We start from the raw sequence: 21,757 nt of genomic DNA, 5'->3' as shown, positions 1-21,757 counted from the left end.
CATGCCAGTGAACAGCTGCGTCCCCGGGCCCGAACTCGTCGGCCACATCGTCGAATTGGCGCGCCTGGAATGGACTCCGGGCGCCACGGCGGCCGCCGCCGAGCGCTTCGGCTGGGTGCCCGACGGCTCCCACACGTCCTCCCACGCCACCAACACCGGGCACTATGTCCGCCCGGAGTGGTTCGGCGGGCCCGATGACGCGGACACCGAATGCCTGATCCCGTTCTGCTACTACTACGAGCCGGACGACTTCGACGCGGAGTTGCAGGCCGACGGGCTCAGCGGCAATGTCGACTGGCTCGCCGAGTACCACTGCGAGGACCCCGCATGGGTCTTCCACCGCGACGCCGACCGCTCCGTCTTCGACGGCCGGTGGCGCGCCGCCGTGGACGCTTTCGGTGAGCGCCTGGGCGAGCCGGAGACCGTGGTGCGGGACGAGAAGGGCGACCACCCGTGGAACTACGCCGCGTGGCGCTGCGGCGGCAATGCGGTGGTGGTCGGCCAGTGCGTCGACAACGGCTCGTATATGACCTTCGAGCAGGCGCTCATATGGGTCGGGCCGCACCCCGTGGACGAACTGTTCCCGACGGGGGAGCAGTTCGCCCTGAGGCTGGAGTGCTGAGCGGCACGGCCAGCGCGTCGATCGCCGTGTCAATCGCCGCGTCAACCTGCGTCCCCGCGATTCGCTCGTGGTGGCCAAGCCGGTAGTGATCAGGGCGGAGGCGTGGCTAGCATGCCGCCCATGCCTGGCATCACGATTGAGTTCACCGAGCAGGAGCTGGCCGAGCTGCGTGCCGAGGCGAGGGAGAAGGGCGTCGCGATCAAGCGCCTGGCGCACGACATACTGACCGAGGACGTGGTCCGGCGGCGTCAGAAGCAGCGTTTCGTCGAGGGCGCGGTGAAGTTCGCCCTGGAGTACAAGCCCGAGTTCGAGCGGGAGTTCCCGCACGGCATGCGGTGATCCTGTATGTCGACGCCGGTTGGGTGCTGAACGTCCAGGTCGAGGTCTCCCCGGTGAACACCCCGGTCCGGGACTGGGGTGCGCTGCACTGCATAACCGAACGCCACCGCTATGAGCGGTTCTCGGGCGAGCCCTATTACGAGGAGGCCGCCGCCCGCGCCGCGACCTTTCTGCACACCTCACTGATCCTCGAGCCGTTCTCCGACTACAACGCCACGATCGGCGCGGCCTGCGCGCGGATGTACATGGAGGAGTCGGGAGAGCCGATCACGCCTCCGCCGGGCGGCATGGTCAAACTCGTCCGCGAAATACGGGAGATCAGCGGATTCCGACTCGGCGAGACCGCCCGCCGGCTGCGCGACTGGGCCGACTGACGTCTGATGCGGCCCGCTGATGTCCGACGTGGCCCGTCGATGCCTGGCGATGCCCGGCGCGGCCTGGCGATGCCCGGCGCGGCCCGCTGAGCGGCCCCATCGGCTGTGGGCTGGGCGGGTGGGCGTTGGGTGGGCGCATCGGCTGTGGGCTGAGCGGGCGGGCGTTGGGCGGGCGCAGTACGGCGGGATTCAGCGGCTGACGTTCGGCGGCTCAGCGGCGGGTGTTGGTCCGCCGGGTCGGCTCGGCCGTCGCCGGGTCCTCCGGCCACGGATGCTTGGGATACCGGCCGCGCAGCTCGGCCCGCACCGAGCGGTAGCCGTCCTTCCAGAACGACGCCAGATCGGCGGTGACCGCGGCCGGACGCCCCGCCGGGGACAGCAGATGCACCAGCAGCGGCACCCGTCCGCCCGCGATCCGGGGCGCCTCCTGCCAGCCGAACAGCTCCTGCAGCTTCACCGCCAGCACGGGCCGGTCCGCGCCGTAGTCCACCCGCACCCGCGAGCCGCTCGGCACCTCGATCCGCTCCGGCGCCAGCTCCTCGAACCGCGCGGCCTCACCCGTGGCCCACGGCATCAGCCGGGCCAGCGCCTGTCCCGCGTCCACCCGCCCCAGATCGGCCCGCCCGCGGGCCCGCGCCAGCTCCGTCCCGAGCCAGTCGTCCGTGCGGTCCAGCAGCGCCGCGTCGGAGACATCCGGCCAGGCCCCGCCCAGCTCCTGATGGAGAAACGCCATCCGCTGCCGGACCGCCGTGGCCTGCGCCGACCAGCGCAGCAGCCCCGTCCCCTCGCGGCGCAGCCCCTCCAGCAGCGCCTGCCGCACCAGCTCCGGATCGGGCTTGGCCAGCGGCCGGGACACCAGCTCGATCGCGCCGAGCCGGGCCACCCGGCGCGCCACGACGTCCCCCTCGGCCCAGCGCACCTCCGCACCCTCCGAGGCCAGCGCCGCTGCCGCCGCCCGGGCGGTGTCCTCGTCGGTGACGGCCGCGAGCCGCACCCGCGCCGACGCGGAGGTGACCGGCCGGTCCGCGACGGCCACCGCGAGCCACGGCGACCCGCCCAGCCGCGAGCCGTCGCCCAGTTCCGCGCCCGTTCCGGCGGCCATGAGATACGCCCGATCGCCGCGCCGCCGGGCCACCCGCTCCGGGAACGCCAGCGCGGCCAGCAGCCCCGCCACGGCGTCATCGCCGCGCGCCGCCCGCTGTGCGCCACGTGCGCCATCGGGCCGCGCGTCGCCCGCGCCGGTCAGGGCCTGTTCGAGCCGCCGGGCCTCCTGGCGCCAGCGGACGGCGTAGGGGTCGCCGCCGTGGCGGGCGGTGCGCCAGGCGGCGGCGAGATCGTCGCCGTACTCCCTCGGAGGCTCCTCGCTCAGCAGGGCCACCACCTCGGCCGCCCGGCGTGCGCCGACCTCCTTCGCGCCGTCGATGAGCGCCCGCGCGAGGCGGGGGTGGAGGCCGAGGCGGGCCATCCGGGTGCCGCGCTCGGTGGCCCGTCCGGCGGCGTCCACGGCGCCGATCGCGGTCAGCGTCTCGCGGGCGGCCGTCATCGCCCCGGTGGGCGGCGGATCGAGCAGGGCCAGCCCCGAGGCGTCCGGATCGCCCCAGCACGCCGTCTGCAGCGCGAAGGCCGTAAGGTCCGCGCCGGCGATCTCCGGGGACGGGAAACGCGGCAGCCGGGCGTCCTCCGCCTCCGGCCAGCAGCGGTAGACCACCCCGGGCGCCTCACGCCCCGCACGGCCCGCGCGCTGCCGGGCGGCCGCCCGTGACGCCCTTACGGTCGTCAGCGCGCTCAGCCCGCGTGCGTGGTCCATCCGGGGCTCACGCGCCAGCCCGCAGTCCACGACGATCCTCACGCCCGGCACCGTCAGGCTCGACTCGGCGACCGAGGTGGCCAGCACCACCCGCCGCCGTCCGCCGTCCGTACCGGCCAGCACCGCCTCCTGTACGGCAGCCGGCGCCCGCCCGTGCACCTGCAGGACCTCCGCCTCGGCGAGCCCGCCCAGCTTCCCGGCCACCCGGGCGATCTCGCCCACGCCCGGCAGGAAGCACAGCACATCGCCCTCCCGCTCGCGCAGCGCCCGCCGCACCACGGCCGCGACATGGTCCAGCAGGGCGGGGTCCACCCGCATCCCGTGCGGCGGCCGTACGGGTCGCTCGGGCGGCGCCCACACCACCTCCACCGGATGGGACACTCCCGGCGCCGAGACGACCGGCGCGGGCCCCTCAGGACCGTCCCCGCAGTCCGTCGCCCCTTCCCCGCCGTCCGTCCCGCCGTCGCCGAGCAACCGCGCCCAGCCCTCCGCGTCCGTGGTCGCCGAGGCGGCGATCAGCCGGAGGTCGGGGCGCAGGGCGGCCCGGACGTCCAGCAGGAAGGCGGCGGCCGTGTCCGCGTCCAGATGGCGCTCATGGCATTCGTCGAGAACGACCACATCGACGCCGGGCAGCTCCTGGTCGCGTTGCAGCCGTTGCAGCAGCACGCCGGTGGTGACCACCTCGACCACGGTCCCGCGGCCGGCCTGCCGCTCCCCGCGCACGGTGAAGCCGATCTTCCCGCCCGGCCGCTCGCCCAGCAGCCACGCCATCCGCCGCGCGGCGGCCCGTGCCGCGATCCGCCGCGGCTCGGCGACCAGCACCCGCCGCACCGGTCCGCCGCCCACCAGCCCGGCGAGCACCAGTGGCACGAGCGTCGTCTTACCGGTCCCCGGAGGCGCGCACAGCACGGCGACCCCGCGGTCCTCGAGCGCGCGCAGCAGCGCGGGCACGGCCTCGCGCACGGGAAGGCGGTCGAGGGCCTCGGCGCGCGGGTCCCCAGGAATGGTCAACGCCTCTGCTCCGATTCCGCTCAGTCCCGCTCGCATACGAAGATCGCCGTGCCCGGGACGAGGTTCCCCCGCAGGGGGGACCAGCCGCCCCACTCCTGGTGGTTCCATACGGGCCACTCCGGCTCGACCAGGTCGACCAGCCGGAAGCCTCCGGCCACCACGTCCCGCACCCGGTCGCCCAGCGTCCGGTGGTGCTCCACGTAGACGGCCCGGCCCGACTCGTCCTGCTCCACATAGGGCGTGCGGTCGAAGTAGGAGCCGGCGACGGACAGCCCCTCGGGCCCCGGTTCGTCGGGGAACGCCCAGCGGATCGGATGCGTCACCGAGAAGACCCACCGCCCGCCCGGCCGCAGCACCCGGCGCACCTCGCGCATCACCCGGACCGGCTCGGCCACGAACGGCACCGCCCCGTACGCCGAGCACGCCAGGTCGAACGAGTCGTTCCGGAAGGGCAGGGCCGTGGCGTCGGCCTGCACCAGCGCGACCCCGGCCCCCTCGCCGCCCCCGGCGGCGGCCTCCGTGTCGATCCGCCGCGCGTGCCGCAGTTGCCGGTGGGAGAGGTCCAGCGCCACCGGCCGCGCCCCCTGGGCGGCCAGCCAGCGGGCGCACTGTGCGGCGCCCGCGCCCACCTCCAGCACATCGCGCCCCTTGAGCGCCTCCACCGGGCCCAGCAGCCCGGCCTCCGCCTCGTCCAGCCCCTCCGGGCCCCATATGAACCGGTCGTCGCCCAGGAAGGCGCCGTGTTCCTCCTGGTACTCGTCCGCGTTGCGTTCCCACCACCCCCGGCTGGCCCGGCTGCTCTCCGCCTCGTCCGCGATCCGGCGGGTGGCCGTCGGCTCGGCCGCCTCCGCAGGGGTGCTGGGCTCGTGTTCTTGGACCATCGCGCGCGTCGTCGTACTCTCTGTATCGACCTGTGGCTGCGGGGCACGGTGAAGACCGTGTCGCAGTACGGACCATGCAATTTGCCGGGTTCGGGGAGTTAATCCCCACGTGTGCTCTTCGTGCATTGACCATGCCCGGCTGCCCCCGTATGCTACAAGTTGCGCTGCGGGCCTGTGCGCCTCGGACCGAGCAGGCCGCACTCGCATCTGTTGTATGTCCCCTCGGTTGTCGAGGTACATGAGCTTTTCGATGATTCGAAATCGGAAAGATTCGGTGCCTCCTAGGCTGTCCGGCTTCGGCAGTGCGATAAGGGCCCACGGCGTAGCAGTACCTACGACTTCATGTCCGTACCGGAGCCCTTTTCCACATGACGAGCAGCACCGAGGCAACCCGCACCACCCCGCAGGTGGCGGTAAACGACATCGGTTCCGAGGAAGCCTTCCTCGCCGCGATCGACGAGACGATCAAGTACTTCAACGACGGCGACATCGTCGACGGCGTCATCGTGAAGGTCGACCGGGACGAGGTCCTGCTCGACATTGGTTACAAGACCGAAGGCGTCATCCCCTCCCGCGAACTGTCGATCAAGCACGACGTCGACCCCAATGAGGTCGTCGCCGTCGGCGATGAGATCGAGGCCCTCGTCCTCCAGAAGGAGGACAAGGAAGGCCGGCTGATCCTCTCGAAGAAGCGCGCTCAGTACGAGCGCGCTTGGGGCACCATCGAGAAGATCAAGGAAGAGGACGGGATCGTCACCGGTACCGTCATCGAGGTCGTCAAGGGTGGTCTCATCCTCGACATCGGCCTCCGTGGCTTCCTCCCCGCCTCCCTGGTGGAGATGCGCCGCGTTCGCGACCTCCAGCCCTACGTGGGCAAGGAGCTCGAGGCGAAGATCATCGAGCTCGACAAGAACCGCAACAACGTGGTCCTGTCCCGCCGCGCCTGGCTGGAGCAGACCCAGAGCGAGGTCCGCCAGACCTTCCTCACCACCCTCCAGAAGGGCCAGGTGCGCTCCGGCGTCGTCTCCTCCATCGTCAACTTCGGTGCGTTCGTGGACCTCGGCGGCGTCGACGGTCTCGTCCACGTCTCGGAGCTGTCCTGGAAGCACATCGACCACCCCTCCGAGGTTGTCGAGGTCGGCCAGGAGGTCACGGTCGAGGTCCTGGACGTCGACATGGACCGCGAGCGCGTCTCCCTGTCGCTCAAGGCGACCCAGGAAGACCCGTGGCAGCAGTTCGCCCGGACCCACCAGATCGGTCAGGTCGTCCCGGGTAAGGTCACCAAGCTCGTTCCGTTCGGTGCGTTCGTCCGCGTGGACGAGGGCATCGAGGGCCTGGTCCACATCTCCGAGCTGGCCGAGCGCCACGTGGAGATCCCGGAGCAGGTCGTCCAGGTCAACGACGAGATCTTCGTCAAGGTCATCGACATCGACCTCGAGCGCCGCCGCATCAGCCTCTCGCTGAAGCAGGCCAACGAGGCCTTCGGTGCCGACCCGTCCGTGGTCGAGTTCGACCCGACCCTGTACGGCATGGCCGCGTCCTACGACGACCAGGGGAACTACATCTACCCCGAGGGCTTCGACCCCGAGACCAACGACTGGCTCGAGGGCTTCGAGACCCAGCGGGAGGCGTGGGAGACCCAGTACGCCGAGGCGCAGCAGCGCTTCGAGCAGCACCAGGCGCAGGTCATCAAGTCCCGCGAGGCCGACGAGCAGGCCGCTGCCGAGGCGAGCAGCGGCGCCGCTCCGGCGCCCGGCGGGCAGGCGTCCGGTGGTGGCGGCGGCGGTTCGTACTCCTCGGAGTCGGCCGACAACTCCGGCGCCCTGGCTTCGGACGAGGCGCTGGCCGCGCTTCGCGAGAAGCTGGCCGGCGGCCAGAGCTGATCACCTGCCGCTAGTCGGCACCAGCTAATGGGTAAGGCCCGCTCCCCTGGGGAGCGGGCCTTACGCATGCCCGGGTCGCCGCACGCTGACCGAAACGGAGTCCACGGTCACGCTCCGGGCGGCGTCGATCCTGATGCCCTCCCGGCCGCCGCGGACCGTGATCCCCCTGACGGTCCAGTACGAGGCGCCGTTCAGCCGCAGCCCATAGCCGCCGCTCGCGGTGAGGACCGCCTTCGACGAGCCGGTAAGGGTGATCCGCGAGCCTGAGGTGCCGGAGGCGGTGATCTCGAAGCTGCCCCGATACCTGCCGTCGGCGAGCCGGATCGTATCGCCGGGCCGGGCCCCGGCGAGGGCCTCCCGGAGCCCGTCCGCGTCGTTCACGGAGATCGGGACGGCGGTGGCGGCGGGGGCCTCCCGCGCGGTCGTGCCGGCCGCGATCAGCCCGCCGGCGGCGATCAGCCCGGCGGCGGAGGCGGTGACGAAGGTGCGTAATCGGGTGGGGGTGCGGCCGGGGGAGTGCATAGGAGGCTGCCTTCCTGTGCCGTGGCCAGAGGTGAACACGCTGGGTTCTGGTCAGTGAACGCCGGATGACATGATGAACCGCTGACGGCTGGCGAAGATAGGCGTGCCGCATATCCGCGTCAACCCCGCGAAGTGCGCCGACGTCGAGTTCGGGCCGCTCCCGTTAGCCCAAATGGGTCCCTCCGCAACGCGGTTCACGGCCGCCGGGCCATCGCGGCTCCCGCTCGGGGAATGCCCCCGCCCTCGTTCGGTGTTCTTCGGAACGGACACAAGGAGGAGCGGTCACAGTGCAAGATCCGCAGGAGTTGTACGCATGGGAACCGAGCGGGCTGGCGGAGGTCGACGCGATAGCCACGCGGGACTCGGCCGGGCTGGTGCTGCTGTACCACTTCGACGGCTATATCGACGCCGGCGAGACGGGGGACCAGATCGTCGAGCGGCTGCTCGACGGCCTGCCACGCAAGGTCGTCGCGCGCTTCGACCATGACCGGCTGGTCGACTACCGGGCCCGGCGCCCCCTGCTCACCTTCCAGCGCGACCGCTGGACCGCGTACGAGACCCCGAAGCTCGAGCTGTATCTGGTGCGCGACGCCACTGCGGCGCCGTTCCTGCTGCTCGCCGGGCCGGAGCCGGACGTGGAGTGGGAGCGGTTCGCGGCGGCCGTGCGCCAGATGGTCGAGCGGCTGAACGTACGGATCGCGGTGAACTTCCACGGCATCCCGATGGGCGTGCCGCACACCCGGCCGGTCGGCATCACCCCGCATGGAAACCGCATCGATCTGACACCGGGGCATCGCGGCTTCTTCGACGAGGCCCAAGTGCCCGGCAGCGCCGAATCCCTGATCGAGTACCGGCTCGCCGAGGCGGGTCGCGATGTGCTCGGCGTCGCCGCGCATGTGCCGCACTATCTGGCCCGGTCGGCTTATCCGGACGCGGCGCTCACCGCGCTGGAGGCCATCACCGCGGCCACCGGCCTGGTCCTTCCGGGGCCCACGCACGCCCTGCGCAACGATGCCCTCAAGACGCAGGAGGAGATCGAGCGGCAGATCTCCGAGGGGGACGAGGAGCTGGTCGCGCTCGTACGGGGCCTTGAGCACCAGTACGACGCGGTGGCCGGGGCCGAGAGCCGCGGCAATCTGGTCGCGGAGCCGGCCGAGCTGCCCTCGGCGGACGAACTGGCCGCGGAGTTCGAGCGGTTCCTGGCCGAGCGGGAGGGCGAGGGTGGAGCCTGAGCGAGGGCCCGGCCGGTGCGCCGTATAGCGTGGGCCCCATGCTGAAGCTGGGGCTCACGGGCGGAATCGGCGCGGGCAAGAGCGAGGCCTCACGGATCCTGACCTCATTGGGAGCGGTGCTGATCGACTCGGACCGGATCGCTCGCGAGGTGGTCGAGCCGGGCACCCCTGGACTGGCCGCCGTCGTGACCGAGTTCGGCCCCGAGGTGCTGACCGCCGACGGCCATCTCGACCGGCCCAAACTCGGCGGGATCGTCTTCAACGACCCGGAGCGGCTGAGCGCGCTGAACGCGATCATCCACCCGCTGGTCCGGGACCGCTCCGCCGAGCTCCAGGCGGCGGCCGCCCCCGACGCCGTCGTGGTCCATGACGTCCCGCTCCTGGCCGAGAACAAGCTGGCCCCGCTCTACGACCTGGTCATGGTCGTGGACGCCACGCCCGAGACCCAGCTCGACCGGCTGGTACGGCTGCGCGGCATGGCCGAGGACGAGGCGCGGGCCCGGATGGCGGCGCAGGCCACCCGCGCCGACCGGCTGGCGATCGCCGATGTCGTGATCGACAACAATGGCCCGATCGAGGCGCTGGAGCCGCAGGTCACCAAGGTCTGGGCGGATCTGGTGGCACGGGCGGCCGGCGCGGAGGGCTGAGCGGGGGCGTGGCGCGGAGCTGGCGCGGGGGCGCGGCGCGGAGCGTGCGGGGCTGAGCCGGGGCGCGGCGCGGAGCGTGCGCGCGCCCGTGGCGGGGAATGCGGCGTGCGGGGTGATTGTTGTGGTCGTCGTAGCGAACGATCATCCGTGACGGTTCATCCCATCCCCTCACCCGATCCACCGCGAGCACGTACCCGGGGAAGGAAACGGCTGTGCCCGAGCCCACGCCCGAGACCCACGTCATCGACTACCGCGCCGCCGAGCAACTGCTCGCCGCCCGAGATCCACGGGGCGCGGTGAAGCTGCTCGACTCCGTCATCAGCTCCCACCCCGAGAACACGGCGGCCCGGCTGCTGCGGGCGCGCGCGTTCTTCCTCGCGGCGCAGCTCCGCTCGGCGGAACTGGAGTTCCAGCTCGTCCTGGAGCGCGAGCCGGACAACGCGTTCGCCCACTTCGCCCTGGCCCGCACTCTGGAGCGGGCCAACCGCTCGGCCGAGGCCACCCGCCACTTCCGGCTGGCCGCGGCACTCGATCCGCGCCCGGACTTCGTCGAGGCGGCCCGGTTCGGCGAGCGGGGCTGAAGGGCCGGACAGGCGCGCGGGCTGGGCCGCGGCGTTTGCCGGGCCCGGACTCCGCCCCATCCGCCGGTGCGTACACGGCGGCCCACACCGGGCCGCTGTGCGGCGGCCCGGCCCGGTCAGCGCCAGAGAGCGAACCCGCCGAGGACCACCGCGCCCAGCAGCACCACCCCGCCGAGCCCCAGCGCCACTCCGCGCTGCCGGACGAGGTCGTACGGGTCGGCCTCCCGTCCCGGCCGCGCCTCCCGGCGCCCATGTGGCTCTCCGGTTCCGGAGAGCATCAGCCCCAGCGCACAGAGCGCGATGCCGATCGCCAGCACCCCCATGACGGCCCCCTGTCGCGGCAGGTACTCAGCAGGTACTCGGCAGTATCTCCCGGAATGCGGGGCTCCCGGCCGTCGATATCCCGTCACCCCTGGAGCGCCGTGCACGCCTTACGGCGTCCACGTCTTGCGGCCGCCACCGCGTGCACGCCTTACGGTGTCCGGTGCCGCCCGCGGCTCCGCCTGCGCTCGCCGATCGGTGCGTACGGCGGCACATCCGGGCCGGGCTGATAGTGCGGCCCCTGCCGGATGTGCCGGATGACCAGGACCAGATCGACCATGGTGACGACGGCGAGCGCCCCGCACGCGGCCGCCCATCCCGGCCGGCCCACGACCGCGAAGGCCACCGCGCCGCCGAGCGTCCAGAGCAGCCCCCACGTGGCCAGCCCCAGCCGCATTCGCAGTGGGCTGCGCGCGTGTACCGGTTCGTCACCCGTTCGGATCAACCGCGTCGGCATGGGCATCATATCTCCCGTTTTCGGCAGTCTTCTTCTATTTTCCTCCGCTTTGCGACTTCTCGAATCTACCGCCGAGGGGCGCCCCCCGATACCTGAGATCATGTGGTGAGCATCCACACGGGACGGCATGGGACCAGGACGATGAGGAGCTGCCAGTGATCCGCCAGTCATGGGACGAATCGGCCGCCAAGCGGGCCCGTATCCGCGGCTGCCTGCTGGGCGGCGCGATCGGGGACGCTCTCGGCAATCCGATCGAGTTCCTCTCCCTGCGGTCGATCCGTGAGACCCATGGCGGCACGGGCATCACCACCCTCGTCCCGGACGGCAGCGGCGTCGCGGGCCGGGTCACCGATGACACCCAGATGACGCTCTTCACGGCGGAGGGCCTGATACGGGCCCACGCCAGATCCTCGTCCAAGGGCATCGAAGGGTCCGAGACCGCCGTCGTCCGCCATGCCTATCTGCGCTGGCTGGACACCCAGAACCACCCCGGGCCGCCGCCCGCCGAGGGCACCGGCGACTTGGTACGCAACGGCTGGCTGCGCACCCAGCCCTGGCTGTACGCCCGCCGCGCCCCCGGCAACGCCTGCCTCTCCGGCCTCACCAAGGAGCACGTCCCCGCCCCGCGGGCGCCCCTCGACGGCACCCCCGGCCCGGTGAACCCCGGCTCCAAGGGCTGCGGCACCGTGATGCGCTCGGCGCCGTTCGGCCTCACCGGGCTCGACCCCCGCGACTGCTTCGAACTCGCCGCCCGCTGCGCCACGATCACCCATGGCCATCCGACGGGCTCCTACGCGGCCGGTGCCCTGGCCGCCATGATCGCGTGCCTGCTCGACGGCGAGTCCCTCGAAGGCGCGACCCTGCGCGCCCTGGAACTCCTCGCCCGCTACCCCCGCCACGAGGAGACCACCGCCGCCCTCCGTAAGGCGGTCGACCTGGCGGCCGAGGGCGATCCGACCGCCGAGAAGGCCGAATCGCTCGGCGGCGGCTGGGTCGCCGAGGAGGCGCTGGCCATCGCGGTCTACAGCGCCCTGGCCCGTACCCCCGCCCAGCAGATCCTCTACGGCCCCGGCGGCAAGATCAGCTACGATCCGGCGCCCCCGCGCACCCCCGTCCAGGCGGCCCTTCTGCTCTCCGTCAACCACTCGGGCGACAGCGACTCGACGGGCTCGATCTGCGGCAACCTCCTCGGCGCCCACCACGGCGACCTCCGCCTTCCCCCGTCCTGGCTGGCCCGGACCGAGGGCCGCGGCACGATTGCCGAACTCGCCGACGACTTCGCCTCCGAGTTCCACCGCTCCGTCGAGCTGTACGAGCCCTACGACGACGTGGTCTTCCCTCGCGAACGCTACCCGCTCGGCTGACCGTGCCCGGCAGCCGGGGTGCGTGGCCCCCGCTCAGACAGTCGTGGAGCCGTCCTTACGGTCGCGCCGGATCCAGCGCCGGATCTTGTGGAGGAAGAGAAGGCGCTCCCGCTTCTCGCGCGTGCTGCGGTCGAGCTCTTCCATGAGGCGCTTGGAGCGCTGCTCCATGTCGAGTTCGTCGAGGATGCGGTCGATCTCCGCGAGCAGGGCACCGTGGAGCTGCCACTGGCGAGGGTGTTCCTGGACGCGGCGCAGCAGGAGATCGGCGCCGCGGTCGCGGCTGGCGTGGGCCTTCACCAGCTCGCTGGAGAGGCGGGATTCGGCTTCTTCGGCGTTGGCGCTGACCTGCGTGGTGACCAGGACGGCGAAGCTCTCGACGGCGGCGGCGAGATGGACGAAGAGGTCCTTGAGGGCCTCCGCCACCTCCGGGGGGAAGAGGGGCTCCTCCGTCCGCGCCTTGGCGAGGTCGGTCAGGGTCCGGGACATGACACGCAGGATGACGGTGCAGATCTCCAGTGTGTCCAGGCCGGTGCGGAGCACCACGCGGTAGAGGAGGCCCTCCTTGACGCGGGGGTTGAGCCGCACGCTGTCCTCCGCCTGGCGGAGTGCGGCGTCGACCTGCGTGATGTCGTGGTCGAGCCGCCGGGCCTCGTAGAGACGGGCGGCGGCGCGGTCGACCGCCATCTGGCTGCCCAGTTCCTGGCCGATGTGCAGCATGAGCTGACGCATCCGGCGGGCCAGGTCCTCGATCGACTTGCCGGCCGTCTCGACCCACACCGGAGGGGCGAGGAAGAAGTTGAAGGCCATCCCGACACCGGCCCCGATGAGGGTCTCCAGCACCCGGTCCCAGGCGTAGGTGGTCACCTGCGCCACACCGAGGACCAGCATCGCGCTGATCGCCACCTCCTGGACCCAGTCGCCCACCCGCGTGAGATAGCCGGCGGTCTGGGCGGCGAGAATGATCAGACACAGACTCCACCAGGTCAGCCCCACCAGCACGCTGAAGGCGACGGCGATCAGGACGCCCACGACCACGGCCTCGACCCTGCGCAGGCTCCGGGTGAGGGTCGCGTAGAGGGTGACCTGGACGACGAGGAGGGCGGTCAGCGGAGCGGTGAGCGGGGCGGGTTCCTTGCTGAGCTCGAGGGCGACGACGTACGCGATCGTCGCGGCCGCCGTGGAACGCACTGTCTGGACGACGACCGGATCGTGGCGCCGTTTGACGAGCTCTGCCACCGGGTCGGGAACATCAGGCACGTACATGCCCCTTCCACGCGGAGGGGGCCGCCATGTCATCGGCCGCCGCGTACGGGTTAACGTGTCGCGCGTGATCAGGCCATTCAACGGAACGCAAGGGACGGAGGACGGCGCGGAGCTTCCCGGAAGCACCGGTCCCGCCGCCACCGTCGAGGCTCATCCGCGCCAGGTCGGGCGGGTACGGACGGAGTACGCACCCGATCCGGACGGAGACCCGGATCCCGGGGAGATCGTCTGGACATGGGTGCCGTACGAGGAGAACGACGGCCGCGGCAAGGACCGGCCGGTGCTGGTGGTCGCGCGGGAGCGGGGCGGGACGCTGCTCGCCGTGCAGTTGTCCAGCAAGCGGCATGACGCCGACCGCGAGTGGGTGCCGATCGGCTCCGGGCCCTGGGACCGGGCCGGGCGGGACTCCTGGGTCGATGTGGACCGGGTGCTGCGGGTGCACCCGGACGGGATGCGGCGCGAGGCGTGCGCACTCGACCGGCCGCGCTTCGACCTGGTCGTGATGCGGCTGCGGCAGCGGTACGGCTGGAGCTGAGAAAGCCTCACGCTGGGGGAACGCGCCTCAGGGTGGGGAACGCGCCTCGGCGGTTGCGGGACGTGCCTCTCGCCGAGGAGTCGTCTCAGGCGTCGGCCAGCGCCAGCAGCTTGGTGACCGTGTTCCAGTTGCGGGCGGTGGCCGGCACGCCCAGCCGGGCGTTGGTGACCTTCGCGGCCAGCTTGGAGCGGCCGACCCCGTCCGGGCAGCGCAGAAAGATCTCGCGGCCGATGAGGCGGAACTCGTCCGGGGCGTAGGCGGCCGGATCCACGGCGTCCAGCGCGGCCGTGTCCGTGGGCACGTCCGCCAGGAAGACCACATGCAGGGTCTTGGGCTCGGCCGCGGCCTCCGGATAGGGATTGGCCTCGATCGCCGCGGCCAGCTCGTCGCGCGTGCGGACCATGACGGGCACGGGAAAGCCGAGGTCGGCGGCGAAACCGTCCTCGAGGGTGCGGGCCGTCCGGTCGGGCGGGGCGCCGGGGTCGGCGAAGACGATATTGCCGGTCTGGAGGTGGACGGTGACGTCCTTGAAGCCCAGCTCGGCCATCAGCTCACGCTGCCGGGCCATGGGGAACTTCCTGTTCCCGCCCACATTGATGCCGCGGAGCAGCGCTATCTGAAATGCCATGGCCGGAGAGTACCTCTCCGCGAGCCGCGCAGCCGGGCCCCCGCGGCCCAGGCCGGGGAGCCCACGGCATGATGGGGGCGTGCGGCTCGAAGCGATCACCTGGGAACGGCTGACCGACGCGACCGCCGACCGCATCGCCGGGCTGACGGCGGCGGACGGCGGCCCCTGGCTGAGGGTGGCCGTCGACGGGGCCCCGGCGGCGCCCACCGCCGAGCTGGCGCGGGATCTGTCGGAGGCGCTGCGGATCCGGGGGCGTCCGGTGCTGGTGGTCGGGTCGGCGGGGTTCTGGCGGCCCGCCTCGCTGCGCTACGAGTATGGGAAGCGGGACCCCGACGCGTACTACGACCGCTGGCTGGACACCGGCGCCCTGTGGCGTGAGGTCTTCGATCCGCTGGACCCGGGGGCGGGCGGCACCGGGCGGGTGCTGCCCGACTTGTGGGATCCGGTGACCGACCGGGCCACACGCAGCTCGTACGCCGAACTTCCGCGCGGCGGAGTGCTGCTGCTGCACGGCGCTCTGCTGCTGGGGCACTGGTTCCCGTTCGATCTGTCGGTGCATCTGCGGCTGTCCCCGGCCGCCCTCGCCCGCCGCACGGAGGAGGACGACCACTGGACGCTGCCGGCCTTCGCGCGCTACGAGGACGAGGTGGGGCCCGGTGCGGCGGCGGATGTGGTGGTGCGGATGGACGACCCCCGGCATCCGGCCTGGCACCGCCCCGAGCCGTAACCGGGTACGTCTCGGGGCAGTGCGCGGGACGTCATGTCAGGGGTGGTGCGCGGAAGGTCACTTCTTGGCCGGGCATTCCTTCCAGGCGAAGTGATAGGTGGTGCTCACATCGCCGTCGGTCGAGTCCATCGCGATGAAGCTGGTCGTTTCCTTGGTGTCGGACGTTCCGGCGTTGGCCCGCAACTCGGTGTTGATGTTGAAGTTGCGGAGTTCACCGCAGGGTGACCACACCACGGTCGCGATATCGGCCGTGTCGGTGACCTGCCAGTTGTCCTCGTAGGAACCGGCGAACTCATGCGTGTTGGATGAGGTCTGCGACTGCCCCTGGAAGTAGTACGAGGCTTTCTGCGTGGCGGACGCGCCCTTTTCCAGATGGGCGAAACCACGGTAGTCGACACTGGCGATGGCGTAGGAGAAGCCCTGTGGCACATGCGTGACCAGACTGAGCTGACAGTTCTTTCTGAAGTCCGTCGGCTTGGCACCCTTGCCCACCTGGGCGAGGTACTCGCTGTAGGTCACGGTGAAGGCCGTGTTGTCGGGGGAGACGGCGATCGCCGCGGTGCCCGCCGGGCAGCCCGATCCATTCACGGTCGCGACCGTGATCACGATCTTGTCGGGTGGCACGGTGTCGAACGGGGGTTGCGCATATGCCTGGGAAGTGAGCGTCGAGGCGAATAACGCCGCGACCACGCCGCCTGCGTACAGAACACCGGGCATGATTCTCCATTCGATGGTGGATTTACCGTGCTACTGGACGGCGGAAGGGCATTCCTTCCAGGCGAGGTGGTAAATGGTGCTGACCCCGCCGTCCGTCGAGTCCATGGCCATGAAGCTGGTGCTGCCCGAGGGGGAGGTGCCGGCGCCGACCCGCAGCTCGGTGTTGACGTTGAAGTTGCGGTCCTGGCCGCAGGGGGCCCACACCAGGGCGCTGTAGTCGGTGCTGTCGGTGGTCTGCCAGTTGTCGTTGTACGGACCGCTGAATTCATGGGTCCGTGACGCGGTGTCCGCCGAACCCTGGAAGTAGTAGCTCGCCTTCTGGGTGCCCTTGGCGCCCTTTTCGAGGTAGCCATAACCCCGGTAGTCGACCTGGGCGATGGCGTACGTGAATCCCTGCGGCACATGCACGCCGAGGCTGAGCTGGCAGTTCTTACGGATGTCGGTCGGATCCGCGTCGGGACCCACCTGGGCGAGATAGTCGCTGTAGGTCACGGTGAAGGCCGAGTTGTCGGCGGCGGCGGCCACGGCGGCGGTGCCCTTGGGGCAGCCCGAGCCGTTCACCGTCTTGACGCTTATCTGGATCTTTTCCGGCGGTCCATCAGGAGCCGAGGAAACACCTTGGGTGGAAAGGGCGGAGGCGAATAGCGCCGCGGCCGCGCCGCCCGCGAGCAGAACACCGGACATGGTTCTCCAATTCGATCACTTGTGGGGACGTAGTTGAGCGGTGAATTTCCAAGGAGCGGGAAGAGCAGGGCGTGCGGGGGTAGGGCAGGGGGAACCGCAGGAGCGGGTGGAGCGGAAGATCGGTGGAACGGGGAAGAGCGGAAGAGCGGGGAAGAGCGTTATCGCGCGGTACGGTTCGTACGGCCGAACGCAATGAGAGCCCCATGCCCGGCGGGTGACGGAAAGCCAGGGCGATGGGCGCTCTTAAGATAGGGGTGATAGGCAAGCGCCACAAGACGGCCGAGGAATTCCGGAACAAGATATTTCCGTCCCGGCCGGGAAGAACGATTCAGAAGAGCGGTTGCGGAAGAACGCCTTCCAGTGCCAGCAGGGAGCGCTTGGTCTCCAGCCCGCCGCCGAAGCCGCCGATGCCGCCGTCGCTCTCGACCACCCGGTGGCAGGGCACCACGACCGGCAGCGGATTGCTGCCCATGGCCATGCCGACGGCGCGGGCCGCGCCCGGCTCGCCCACCCGGTCGGCGAGGTCCTGGTAGCCGACGACCGTGCCGTAGGGGACATGGGCGGCCAGCTCGCGCAGCACCCGGCGGTTGAAGCCGGTGGTCAGGGACCAGTCCAGCGAGAGGGTGAACGCCTTGGTGTCCTCGGCGAAATAGCTCTCCACCTGCCGGATCGCCTCGGCGAGATGCTCGGCGCAGCGAGGCGCCGCCGGGGCGGCCGCGGTACCGGAGGCAGCGGTACCGGCGTCCCCGGACGGCGCGGGCGCGGGTTCGGCGCCGAGGCGGCGCGTGAGCCCGGCGACGGCCTCGGCCGCCGTCTTCTCCTCCGCGTGGAAGACCACCTGGACCAGCCCCTCGTCCGTGGCCGCGAGCAGCAGCGGGCCGATGGGCGTGGCCGGGACCGCCCAGGCCCAGGAGCGCGCGTCCCGCCGCTCCGGCCCCTCGTGCCGGTCCCGCTGTGTCTGCCGCTCTGCGATCGTCACGCCTTCAGCGTAGAACCCACCACCGACAGCGCCCCGCCGGTCCGGCCGGCGGGGCGACTCGTCCGGGAGCCGTAGGTCACGAAGGGCCGTCGAGGGCGTCCCGGATCACATCCGGCTTGTTGGTGATGACGCCGTTCACGCCCATGCCCGCGACCGAGACCGCCGATGGGCCGTCGTTGACGGTCCAGGTGTAGACCTCCAGCGGCTTGCCGTGCGCCCCGTCCACCGACCGCACCGCGGCCACGTAGCCGGCGTCGATGGTCGTGTAGCTGGGGTTGATCTGGTCGGAGAACTCGGCGTACTCCGGCAGGTCGGCGACGGCCGGAGTGCCGAGGAAGCCGGTCTTGACGTCGGGCCGCAGCCGGTGGACCGTCCGCACGGAGTCGGCGCTGAAGCTCTGGATGATCAGCCGGCGCTTGTGCCGATGGTCCAGCCAGCCCTCTCTGCGCAGCTCCCGCAGCGTCTGGCGTTCGATCCCCGGATAGCGCTCAGGAGCCTTGAGTTCCATCAGGAGTTTTTGGTGATTGTCCGAAACCCGGTCCATGTACTCCTCCAGGGTCGGCACCGTCTCGCCCTGGAACCCGGGGCCGAACCAGCTTCCGGCGTCCAGCTTCTCGATCTCGTCGAGGGTGAAGTCGGAGATGTTCCAGGGCGCCCGGTCCGGGAAGACCTGCTCGACGTCGGTGGTCCGGCTCAGCGTGGTGTCGTGCATCACGATCAGCTCGCCGTCCTCGGTGCGCTGGACGTCGTTCTCCACCCAGTCGATGCCCAGGTCGTCGGCGGCGTCGACGGCGGCCAGGGTGTTCTCGGGGGCGTACGCGGAGGCGCCGCGATGGGCCACGGTGACCGTGTGGTGGTGCGTCTGTCCGGTGGCCGTCGCCGTGGCCGTGGCCGTGGCCGTGGGGAGGAAAAGCGCGGACATCCCGATGAGCGCGCCGGTTAACGCGGCTGCCGGGCGGATCTGCATATGGACTCCTCGCGTCGTCTGACTCTCGTCCGACTCATGGACGGGCAGAGGGTCCCAGATGCGCGGTAGTGGAGGATAGGTATCGGATGGACGGAAAATTCGTGCCACGGGCGACATCAGGCGCATGATCATCCGAATCCGGCCGGAGGGCCGGGGGCGGGCCAGCGCGCGGGAACGGCCCGCCGTTGTCAGTGGCGAGTCGTACGGTTGGTCTCATGCGGCCCGTAACTCAGCTCGAACGCAAGGTGGCGCCCTTCGAGGTCGTCAGCTCCTATCAGCCCAGCGGTGACCAGCCCACCGCCATCGCCGACCTCGAGCGGCGCGTGCGCGGGGGTGAGAAAGATGTCGTGCTGCTCGGTGCGACCGGCACCGGTAAGTCCGCGACCACCGCCTGGATGATCGAGAAACTGCAGCGGCCCACGCTGGTCATGGCTCCGAACAAGACGCTGGCCGCCCAGCTGGCCAATGAGTTCCGCGAGCTGCTGCCGAACAACGCGGTCGAGTACTTCGTCTCGTACTACGACTACTACCAGCCCGAGGCGTACGTCCCGCAGTCGGACACCTATATCGAGAAGGACTCCTCGATCAACGAGGAGGTGGAGCGGCTGCGCCACTCGGCCACGAATTCGCTGCTCACCCGGCGTGACGTGATTGTGGTGGCATCCGTCTCCTGCATCTACGGCCTTGGTACGCCGCAGGAGTACGTGGACCGCATGGTGCGGCTGAAGGTCGGCGAGGAGATCGACCGCGATCAGCTTCTGCGTCGCTTTGTCGATATTCAGTACGCCCGCAATGACATGGCGTTCACCCGGGGCACCTTCCGGGTCCGCGGCGACACCATCGAGATCTTCCCGGTCTACGAGGAGCTCGCGGTCCGCATCGAGATGTTCGGCGACGAGATCGAGGCGCTCTCCACGCTCCACCCGCTCACCGGCGAGGTGATCAGCGAGGACCGGGAGCTCTATGTCTTCCCGGCCAGCCACTATGTGGCCGGGCCCGAGCGCATGGAGAAGGCCATCGCCGGGATCGAGGCCGAGCTCACGGAGACCCTGGCCCGGCTGGAGAAGCAGGGCAAGTTGCTGGAAGCTCAGCGGCTGCGGATGCGCACCACCTACGACATCGAGATGATGCGCCAGATCGGCACCTGCTCGGGCATCGAGAACTACTCGCTGCACATCGACGGCCGTGAGACCGGCTCCCCGCCGCACACCCTGCTGGACTACTTCCCGGAGGACTTCCTCCTGGTCATCGACGAGTCGCATGTCACGGTGCCGCAGATCGGCGCGATGTACGAGGGCGACGCCTCCCGTAAGCGGACCCTGATCGAGCACGGCTTCCGGCTGCCCTCCGCGCTCGACAACCGCCCGCTGAAGTGGGAGGAGTTCTTGAAGCGCGTCGGCCAGACGGTCTATCTCTCCGCGACCCCGGGCCCGTTCGAGCTCTCCCGGGGCGATGGCTTCGTGGAGCAGATCATCCGCCCGACCGGCCTGATCGACCCCGAGGTCGTCGTCAAGCCGACCGAGGGCCAGATCGACGATCTCATCCATGAGATCCGCACCCGCACCGAGAAGGACGAGCGCGTCCTGGTCACCACCCTCACCAAGAAGATGGCCGAGGACCTGACCGACTACATGCTCGAGCTGGGCATCCAGGTGCGCTATCTGCACAGCGATGTGGACACCCTGCGCCGGGTCGAGCTGCTGCGCGAGCTGCGCGCCGGTGAGTTCGACGTGCTGGTGGGCATCAACCTGCTGCGGGAGGGGCTCGACCTTCCGGAGGTCTCCCTGGTCGCCATCCTCGATGCCGACAAGGAGGGCTTCCTGCGCTCGGGCACCTCGCTGATCCAGACCATCGGCCGTGCGGCTCGTAACGTGTCGGGCCAGGTGCATATGTACGCCGACAAGGTCACCGCGGCGATGGCGAAGGCCATCGACGAGACCAACCGCCGCCGCGACAAGCAGATCGCGTACAACAAGGCGAACAAGATCGATCCGCAGCCGCTGCGCAAGAAGATCAACGACATCGTGGCCCAGATCGCCCGCGAGGACGTCGACACCGAGCAGCTGCTCGGCACCGGCTACCGCAAGGTGAAGGACGGCAAGGACGCGAAGACCCCCGTGCCGGCGGCCGGCGGCAAGGCGGCCAAGGGCGGCAAGGCCGCCAAGGGCAAGGCCAAGGAAGAAGTGCTGACCGACCGGCCAGCGGCCGAGCTCGCCGAGCAGATCGAGGAGATGACCGACCGTATGCGGGCCGCGGCGGCGGAGCTCCAGTTCGAGGTGGCGGCGCGACTGCGCGACGAGGTGTCGGAGTTGAAGAAGGAGCTGCGGCAGATGAGGGAGGCGGGAGTCTCCTGACGGCCGGGCGTCCCGGGCTTCGCCGGGGCGCCCGCAGCTTCGCTGTGTTGCAGGACCGACACAAAAGCCCGCTCGTCCGGCCGGAGCCCTGGCGGCAGTGCATAGGGTTTTCGGAGGGCCGTGCATACGGCGCGGCCACGGCCGCACACCCGCGGCGGCCACGGGGAATCGAGAGACGAGAGTAGGGACAGCGCGTGACGGTCAACATGTCCAAGGGACAGGCCATCAGCCTGCAGAAGGCCGACGGGGGCGCCCTGACCGCGGTGCGGATGGGGCTGGGCTGGCAGGCCGCGCCCCGCCGCGGACTGTTCGGCTCCCGTACGAGGGAGATCGACCTCGATGCGTCGGCCGTCCTCTTCGCCGACAAGCAGCCGACCGATGTCGTCTTCTTCCGCCACCTGGTCAGCGATGACGGCTCGGTCCGCCACACCGGTGACAATCTCGTGGGCGGGGCCGGGCAGGGCGGCGACGACGAGGCGATCCTGGTCGATCTGCAGCGGGTGCCCGTCCACATCGACCAGATCGTCTTCACGGTGAACTCCTTCACCGGCCAGACCTTCGCCGAGGTGCAGAACGCGTTCTGCCGGCTGGTGGACGAGACCAACGGGCAGGAGCTCGCCCGCTACACCCTCACCGGTGGCGGGCAGTACACCGCCCAGATCATGGCCACGGTCCAGCGTGCGGGCGGCGCCTGGCAGATGAAGGCGGTCGGCGAGCCGGCCAACGGGCGCACCTTCCAGGACCTGATGCCGCACATCGTGCCGCATCTGTAAAACGCTTGTCACCGCCGTTCGGACGAGCGGGCGGTGACAAGCCAACCAGCGGAGACGCCCCGGAGGCGAACCGCCAAGGTGAGCGCGTC

The 21,757-nt window shown here is 70.7% G+C and carries 23 protein-coding genes; 12 read left to right on the top strand and 11 right to left on the bottom strand.

Annotated features, from left to right (window positions below; translation table 11 throughout):
- Position 1: 1 nt before the first annotated feature.
- The 3 genes from STRVI_RS33050 (at position 2) to STRVI_RS33040 (ending at position 1,335) form a co-directional block, all read left to right on the top strand.
- Positions 2-622 (top strand): hypothetical protein, encoded by a 621-nt coding sequence (locus tag STRVI_RS33050; RefSeq protein ID WP_106685763.1) that lies wholly within the window; start codon positions 2-4, stop codon positions 620-622.
- A 120-nt stretch (positions 623-742) separates the two neighbouring features.
- A complete protein-coding gene (locus STRVI_RS33045) occupies positions 743-961 on the top strand; it encodes a hypothetical protein (RefSeq protein ID WP_043240610.1) in 219 nt (72 codons plus the stop codon).
- Entirely contained in the window at positions 958-1,335 is a 378-nt protein-coding gene (locus STRVI_RS33040; protein ID WP_014059913.1) for a hypothetical protein, read from the top strand. Before STRVI_RS33045 ends, STRVI_RS33040 begins: the two co-directional genes overlap by 4 nt.
- Positions 1,336-1,546: 211 nt before the next feature.
- Here the strand turns inward: STRVI_RS33040 and hrpB are convergent, their stop codons facing one another.
- Both hrpB and STRVI_RS33030 read right to left on the bottom strand, forming a co-directional pair.
- Positions 1,547-4,189, bottom strand: coding sequence for an ATP-dependent helicase HrpB (gene hrpB, locus STRVI_RS33035; protein ID WP_050993812.1), 2,643 nt, complete (start codon positions 4,187-4,189; stop codon positions 1,547-1,549).
- Positions 4,174-5,034: a class I SAM-dependent methyltransferase gene (locus STRVI_RS33030; protein WP_014059911.1), complete on the bottom strand. Its 861-nt coding sequence runs from the start codon at positions 5,032-5,034 to the stop codon at positions 4,174-4,176. Before STRVI_RS33030 ends, hrpB begins: the two co-directional genes overlap by 16 nt.
- Before the next feature lie 368 nt (positions 5,035-5,402).
- On the opposite strand from STRVI_RS33030, the gene rpsA reads away from it, so the two are divergent.
- Complete coding sequence (gene rpsA / locus STRVI_RS33025) at positions 5,403-6,917, top strand: 30S ribosomal protein S1 (RefSeq protein ID WP_014059910.1); 1,515 nt, start codon at positions 5,403-5,405, stop codon at positions 6,915-6,917.
- A gap of 60 nt (positions 6,918-6,977) precedes the next feature.
- Here the strand turns inward: rpsA and STRVI_RS33020 are convergent, their stop codons facing one another.
- Complete coding sequence (locus tag STRVI_RS33020; protein WP_014059909.1) at positions 6,978-7,439, bottom strand: hypothetical protein; 462 nt, start codon at positions 7,437-7,439, stop codon at positions 6,978-6,980.
- 287 nt (positions 7,440-7,726) lie between these two features.
- On the opposite strand from STRVI_RS33020, the gene STRVI_RS33015 reads away from it, so the two are divergent.
- From STRVI_RS33015 to STRVI_RS33005, 3 genes are all read left to right on the top strand, one after another.
- Positions 7,727-8,671 carry a PAC2 family protein gene (locus STRVI_RS33015; RefSeq protein WP_014059908.1) on the top strand — a complete coding sequence of 315 codons (945 nt, stop codon included), beginning with the start codon at positions 7,727-7,729 and terminating at the stop codon, positions 8,669-8,671.
- A gap of 38 nt (positions 8,672-8,709) precedes the next feature.
- Positions 8,710-9,318: a dephospho-CoA kinase gene (coaE, locus tag STRVI_RS33010; RefSeq protein ID WP_014059907.1), complete on the top strand. Its 609-nt coding sequence runs from the start codon at positions 8,710-8,712 to the stop codon at positions 9,316-9,318.
- Positions 9,319-9,530: 212 nt separating this feature from the next.
- Positions 9,531-9,899: a tetratricopeptide repeat protein gene (locus STRVI_RS33005; RefSeq protein ID WP_014059906.1), complete on the top strand. Its 369-nt coding sequence runs from the start codon at positions 9,531-9,533 to the stop codon at positions 9,897-9,899.
- A 116-nt stretch (positions 9,900-10,015) separates the two neighbouring features.
- On the opposite strand, the gene STRVI_RS33000 is transcribed toward STRVI_RS33005, so the two are convergent.
- Both STRVI_RS33000 and STRVI_RS32995 read right to left on the bottom strand, forming a co-directional pair.
- A complete protein-coding gene (locus tag STRVI_RS33000) occupies positions 10,016-10,222 on the bottom strand; it encodes a hypothetical protein (RefSeq protein ID WP_014059905.1) in 207 nt (68 codons plus the stop codon).
- Between the two features lie 149 nt (positions 10,223-10,371).
- Positions 10,372-10,677, bottom strand: a complete 306-nt coding sequence (locus tag STRVI_RS32995) for a DUF6343 family protein (RefSeq protein ID WP_043240602.1) — start codon at positions 10,675-10,677, stop codon at positions 10,372-10,374.
- 155 nt (positions 10,678-10,832) lie between these two features.
- Between STRVI_RS32995 and STRVI_RS32990 the strand changes: the two genes are divergently transcribed.
- A complete protein-coding gene (locus STRVI_RS32990) occupies positions 10,833-12,041 on the top strand; it encodes an ADP-ribosylglycohydrolase family protein (protein WP_014059903.1) in 1,209 nt (402 codons plus the stop codon).
- A 33-nt stretch (positions 12,042-12,074) separates the two neighbouring features.
- Here the strand turns inward: STRVI_RS32990 and STRVI_RS32985 are convergent, their stop codons facing one another.
- A complete protein-coding gene (locus tag STRVI_RS32985; RefSeq protein ID WP_043236926.1) occupies positions 12,075-13,304 on the bottom strand; it encodes an FUSC family protein in 1,230 nt (409 codons plus the stop codon).
- Positions 13,305-13,368: 64 nt separating this feature from the next.
- Here STRVI_RS32985 and STRVI_RS32980 point away from each other — a divergent pair, with 64 nt between their 5' ends.
- Positions 13,369-13,839 (top strand): type II toxin-antitoxin system PemK/MazF family toxin, encoded by a 471-nt coding sequence (locus STRVI_RS32980; protein ID WP_078505490.1) that lies wholly within the window; start codon positions 13,369-13,371, stop codon positions 13,837-13,839.
- Between the two features lie 85 nt (positions 13,840-13,924).
- Here STRVI_RS32980 and STRVI_RS32975 read toward each other — a convergent pair whose 3' ends face one another.
- Positions 13,925-14,467, bottom strand: coding sequence for a DUF1697 domain-containing protein (locus tag STRVI_RS32975; protein ID WP_014059900.1), 543 nt, complete (start codon positions 14,465-14,467; stop codon positions 13,925-13,927).
- A 79-nt stretch (positions 14,468-14,546) separates the two neighbouring features.
- On the opposite strand from STRVI_RS32975, the gene STRVI_RS32970 reads away from it, so the two are divergent.
- Positions 14,547-15,194 carry a uridine kinase gene (locus STRVI_RS32970; protein ID WP_014059899.1) on the top strand — a complete coding sequence of 216 codons (648 nt, stop codon included), beginning with the start codon at positions 14,547-14,549 and terminating at the stop codon, positions 15,192-15,194.
- A gap of 57 nt (positions 15,195-15,251) precedes the next feature.
- Here STRVI_RS32970 and STRVI_RS32965 read toward each other — a convergent pair whose 3' ends face one another.
- The 4 genes from STRVI_RS32965 to STRVI_RS32950 all read right to left on the bottom strand — a co-directional run bounded on the left by STRVI_RS32965 (position 15,252) and on the right by STRVI_RS32950 (position 18,541).
- Positions 15,252-15,911: a DUF4360 domain-containing protein gene (locus STRVI_RS32965; RefSeq protein ID WP_014059898.1), complete on the bottom strand. Its 660-nt coding sequence runs from the start codon at positions 15,909-15,911 to the stop codon at positions 15,252-15,254.
- Between the two features lie 30 nt (positions 15,912-15,941).
- Positions 15,942-16,595: a DUF4360 domain-containing protein gene (locus tag STRVI_RS32960; RefSeq protein ID WP_014059897.1), complete on the bottom strand. Its 654-nt coding sequence runs from the start codon at positions 16,593-16,595 to the stop codon at positions 15,942-15,944.
- A gap of 328 nt (positions 16,596-16,923) precedes the next feature.
- A complete protein-coding gene (locus tag STRVI_RS32955; RefSeq protein WP_014059896.1) occupies positions 16,924-17,574 on the bottom strand; it encodes a methylated-DNA--[protein]-cysteine S-methyltransferase in 651 nt (216 codons plus the stop codon).
- Between the two features lie 76 nt (positions 17,575-17,650).
- Positions 17,651-18,541: a glycerophosphodiester phosphodiesterase gene (locus STRVI_RS32950; protein WP_014059895.1), complete on the bottom strand. Its 891-nt coding sequence runs from the start codon at positions 18,539-18,541 to the stop codon at positions 17,651-17,653.
- A gap of 215 nt (positions 18,542-18,756) precedes the next feature.
- On the opposite strand from STRVI_RS32950, the gene uvrB reads away from it, so the two are divergent.
- Both uvrB and STRVI_RS32940 read left to right on the top strand, forming a co-directional pair.
- On the top strand, positions 18,757-20,895 hold the full coding sequence (uvrB, locus tag STRVI_RS32945; protein WP_014059894.1) for an excinuclease ABC subunit UvrB: 2,139 nt from the start codon (positions 18,757-18,759) through the stop codon (positions 20,893-20,895).
- A 194-nt stretch (positions 20,896-21,089) separates the two neighbouring features.
- The gene (locus STRVI_RS32940) at positions 21,090-21,668 is read left to right on the top strand and encodes a TerD family protein (RefSeq protein WP_014059893.1); all 579 of its coding nucleotides are present in this window, start codon (positions 21,090-21,092) and stop codon (positions 21,666-21,668) included.
- Positions 21,669-21,757 lie beyond the last annotated feature (89 nt).

The organism is Streptomyces violaceusniger Tu 4113, assembly GCF_000147815.2.
GTDB classification, from domain to species: Bacteria; Actinomycetota; Actinomycetes; order Streptomycetales; family Streptomycetaceae; genus Streptomyces; species Streptomyces violaceusniger_A.
This window is presented reverse-complemented; position numbering and strand designations above follow the sequence as displayed.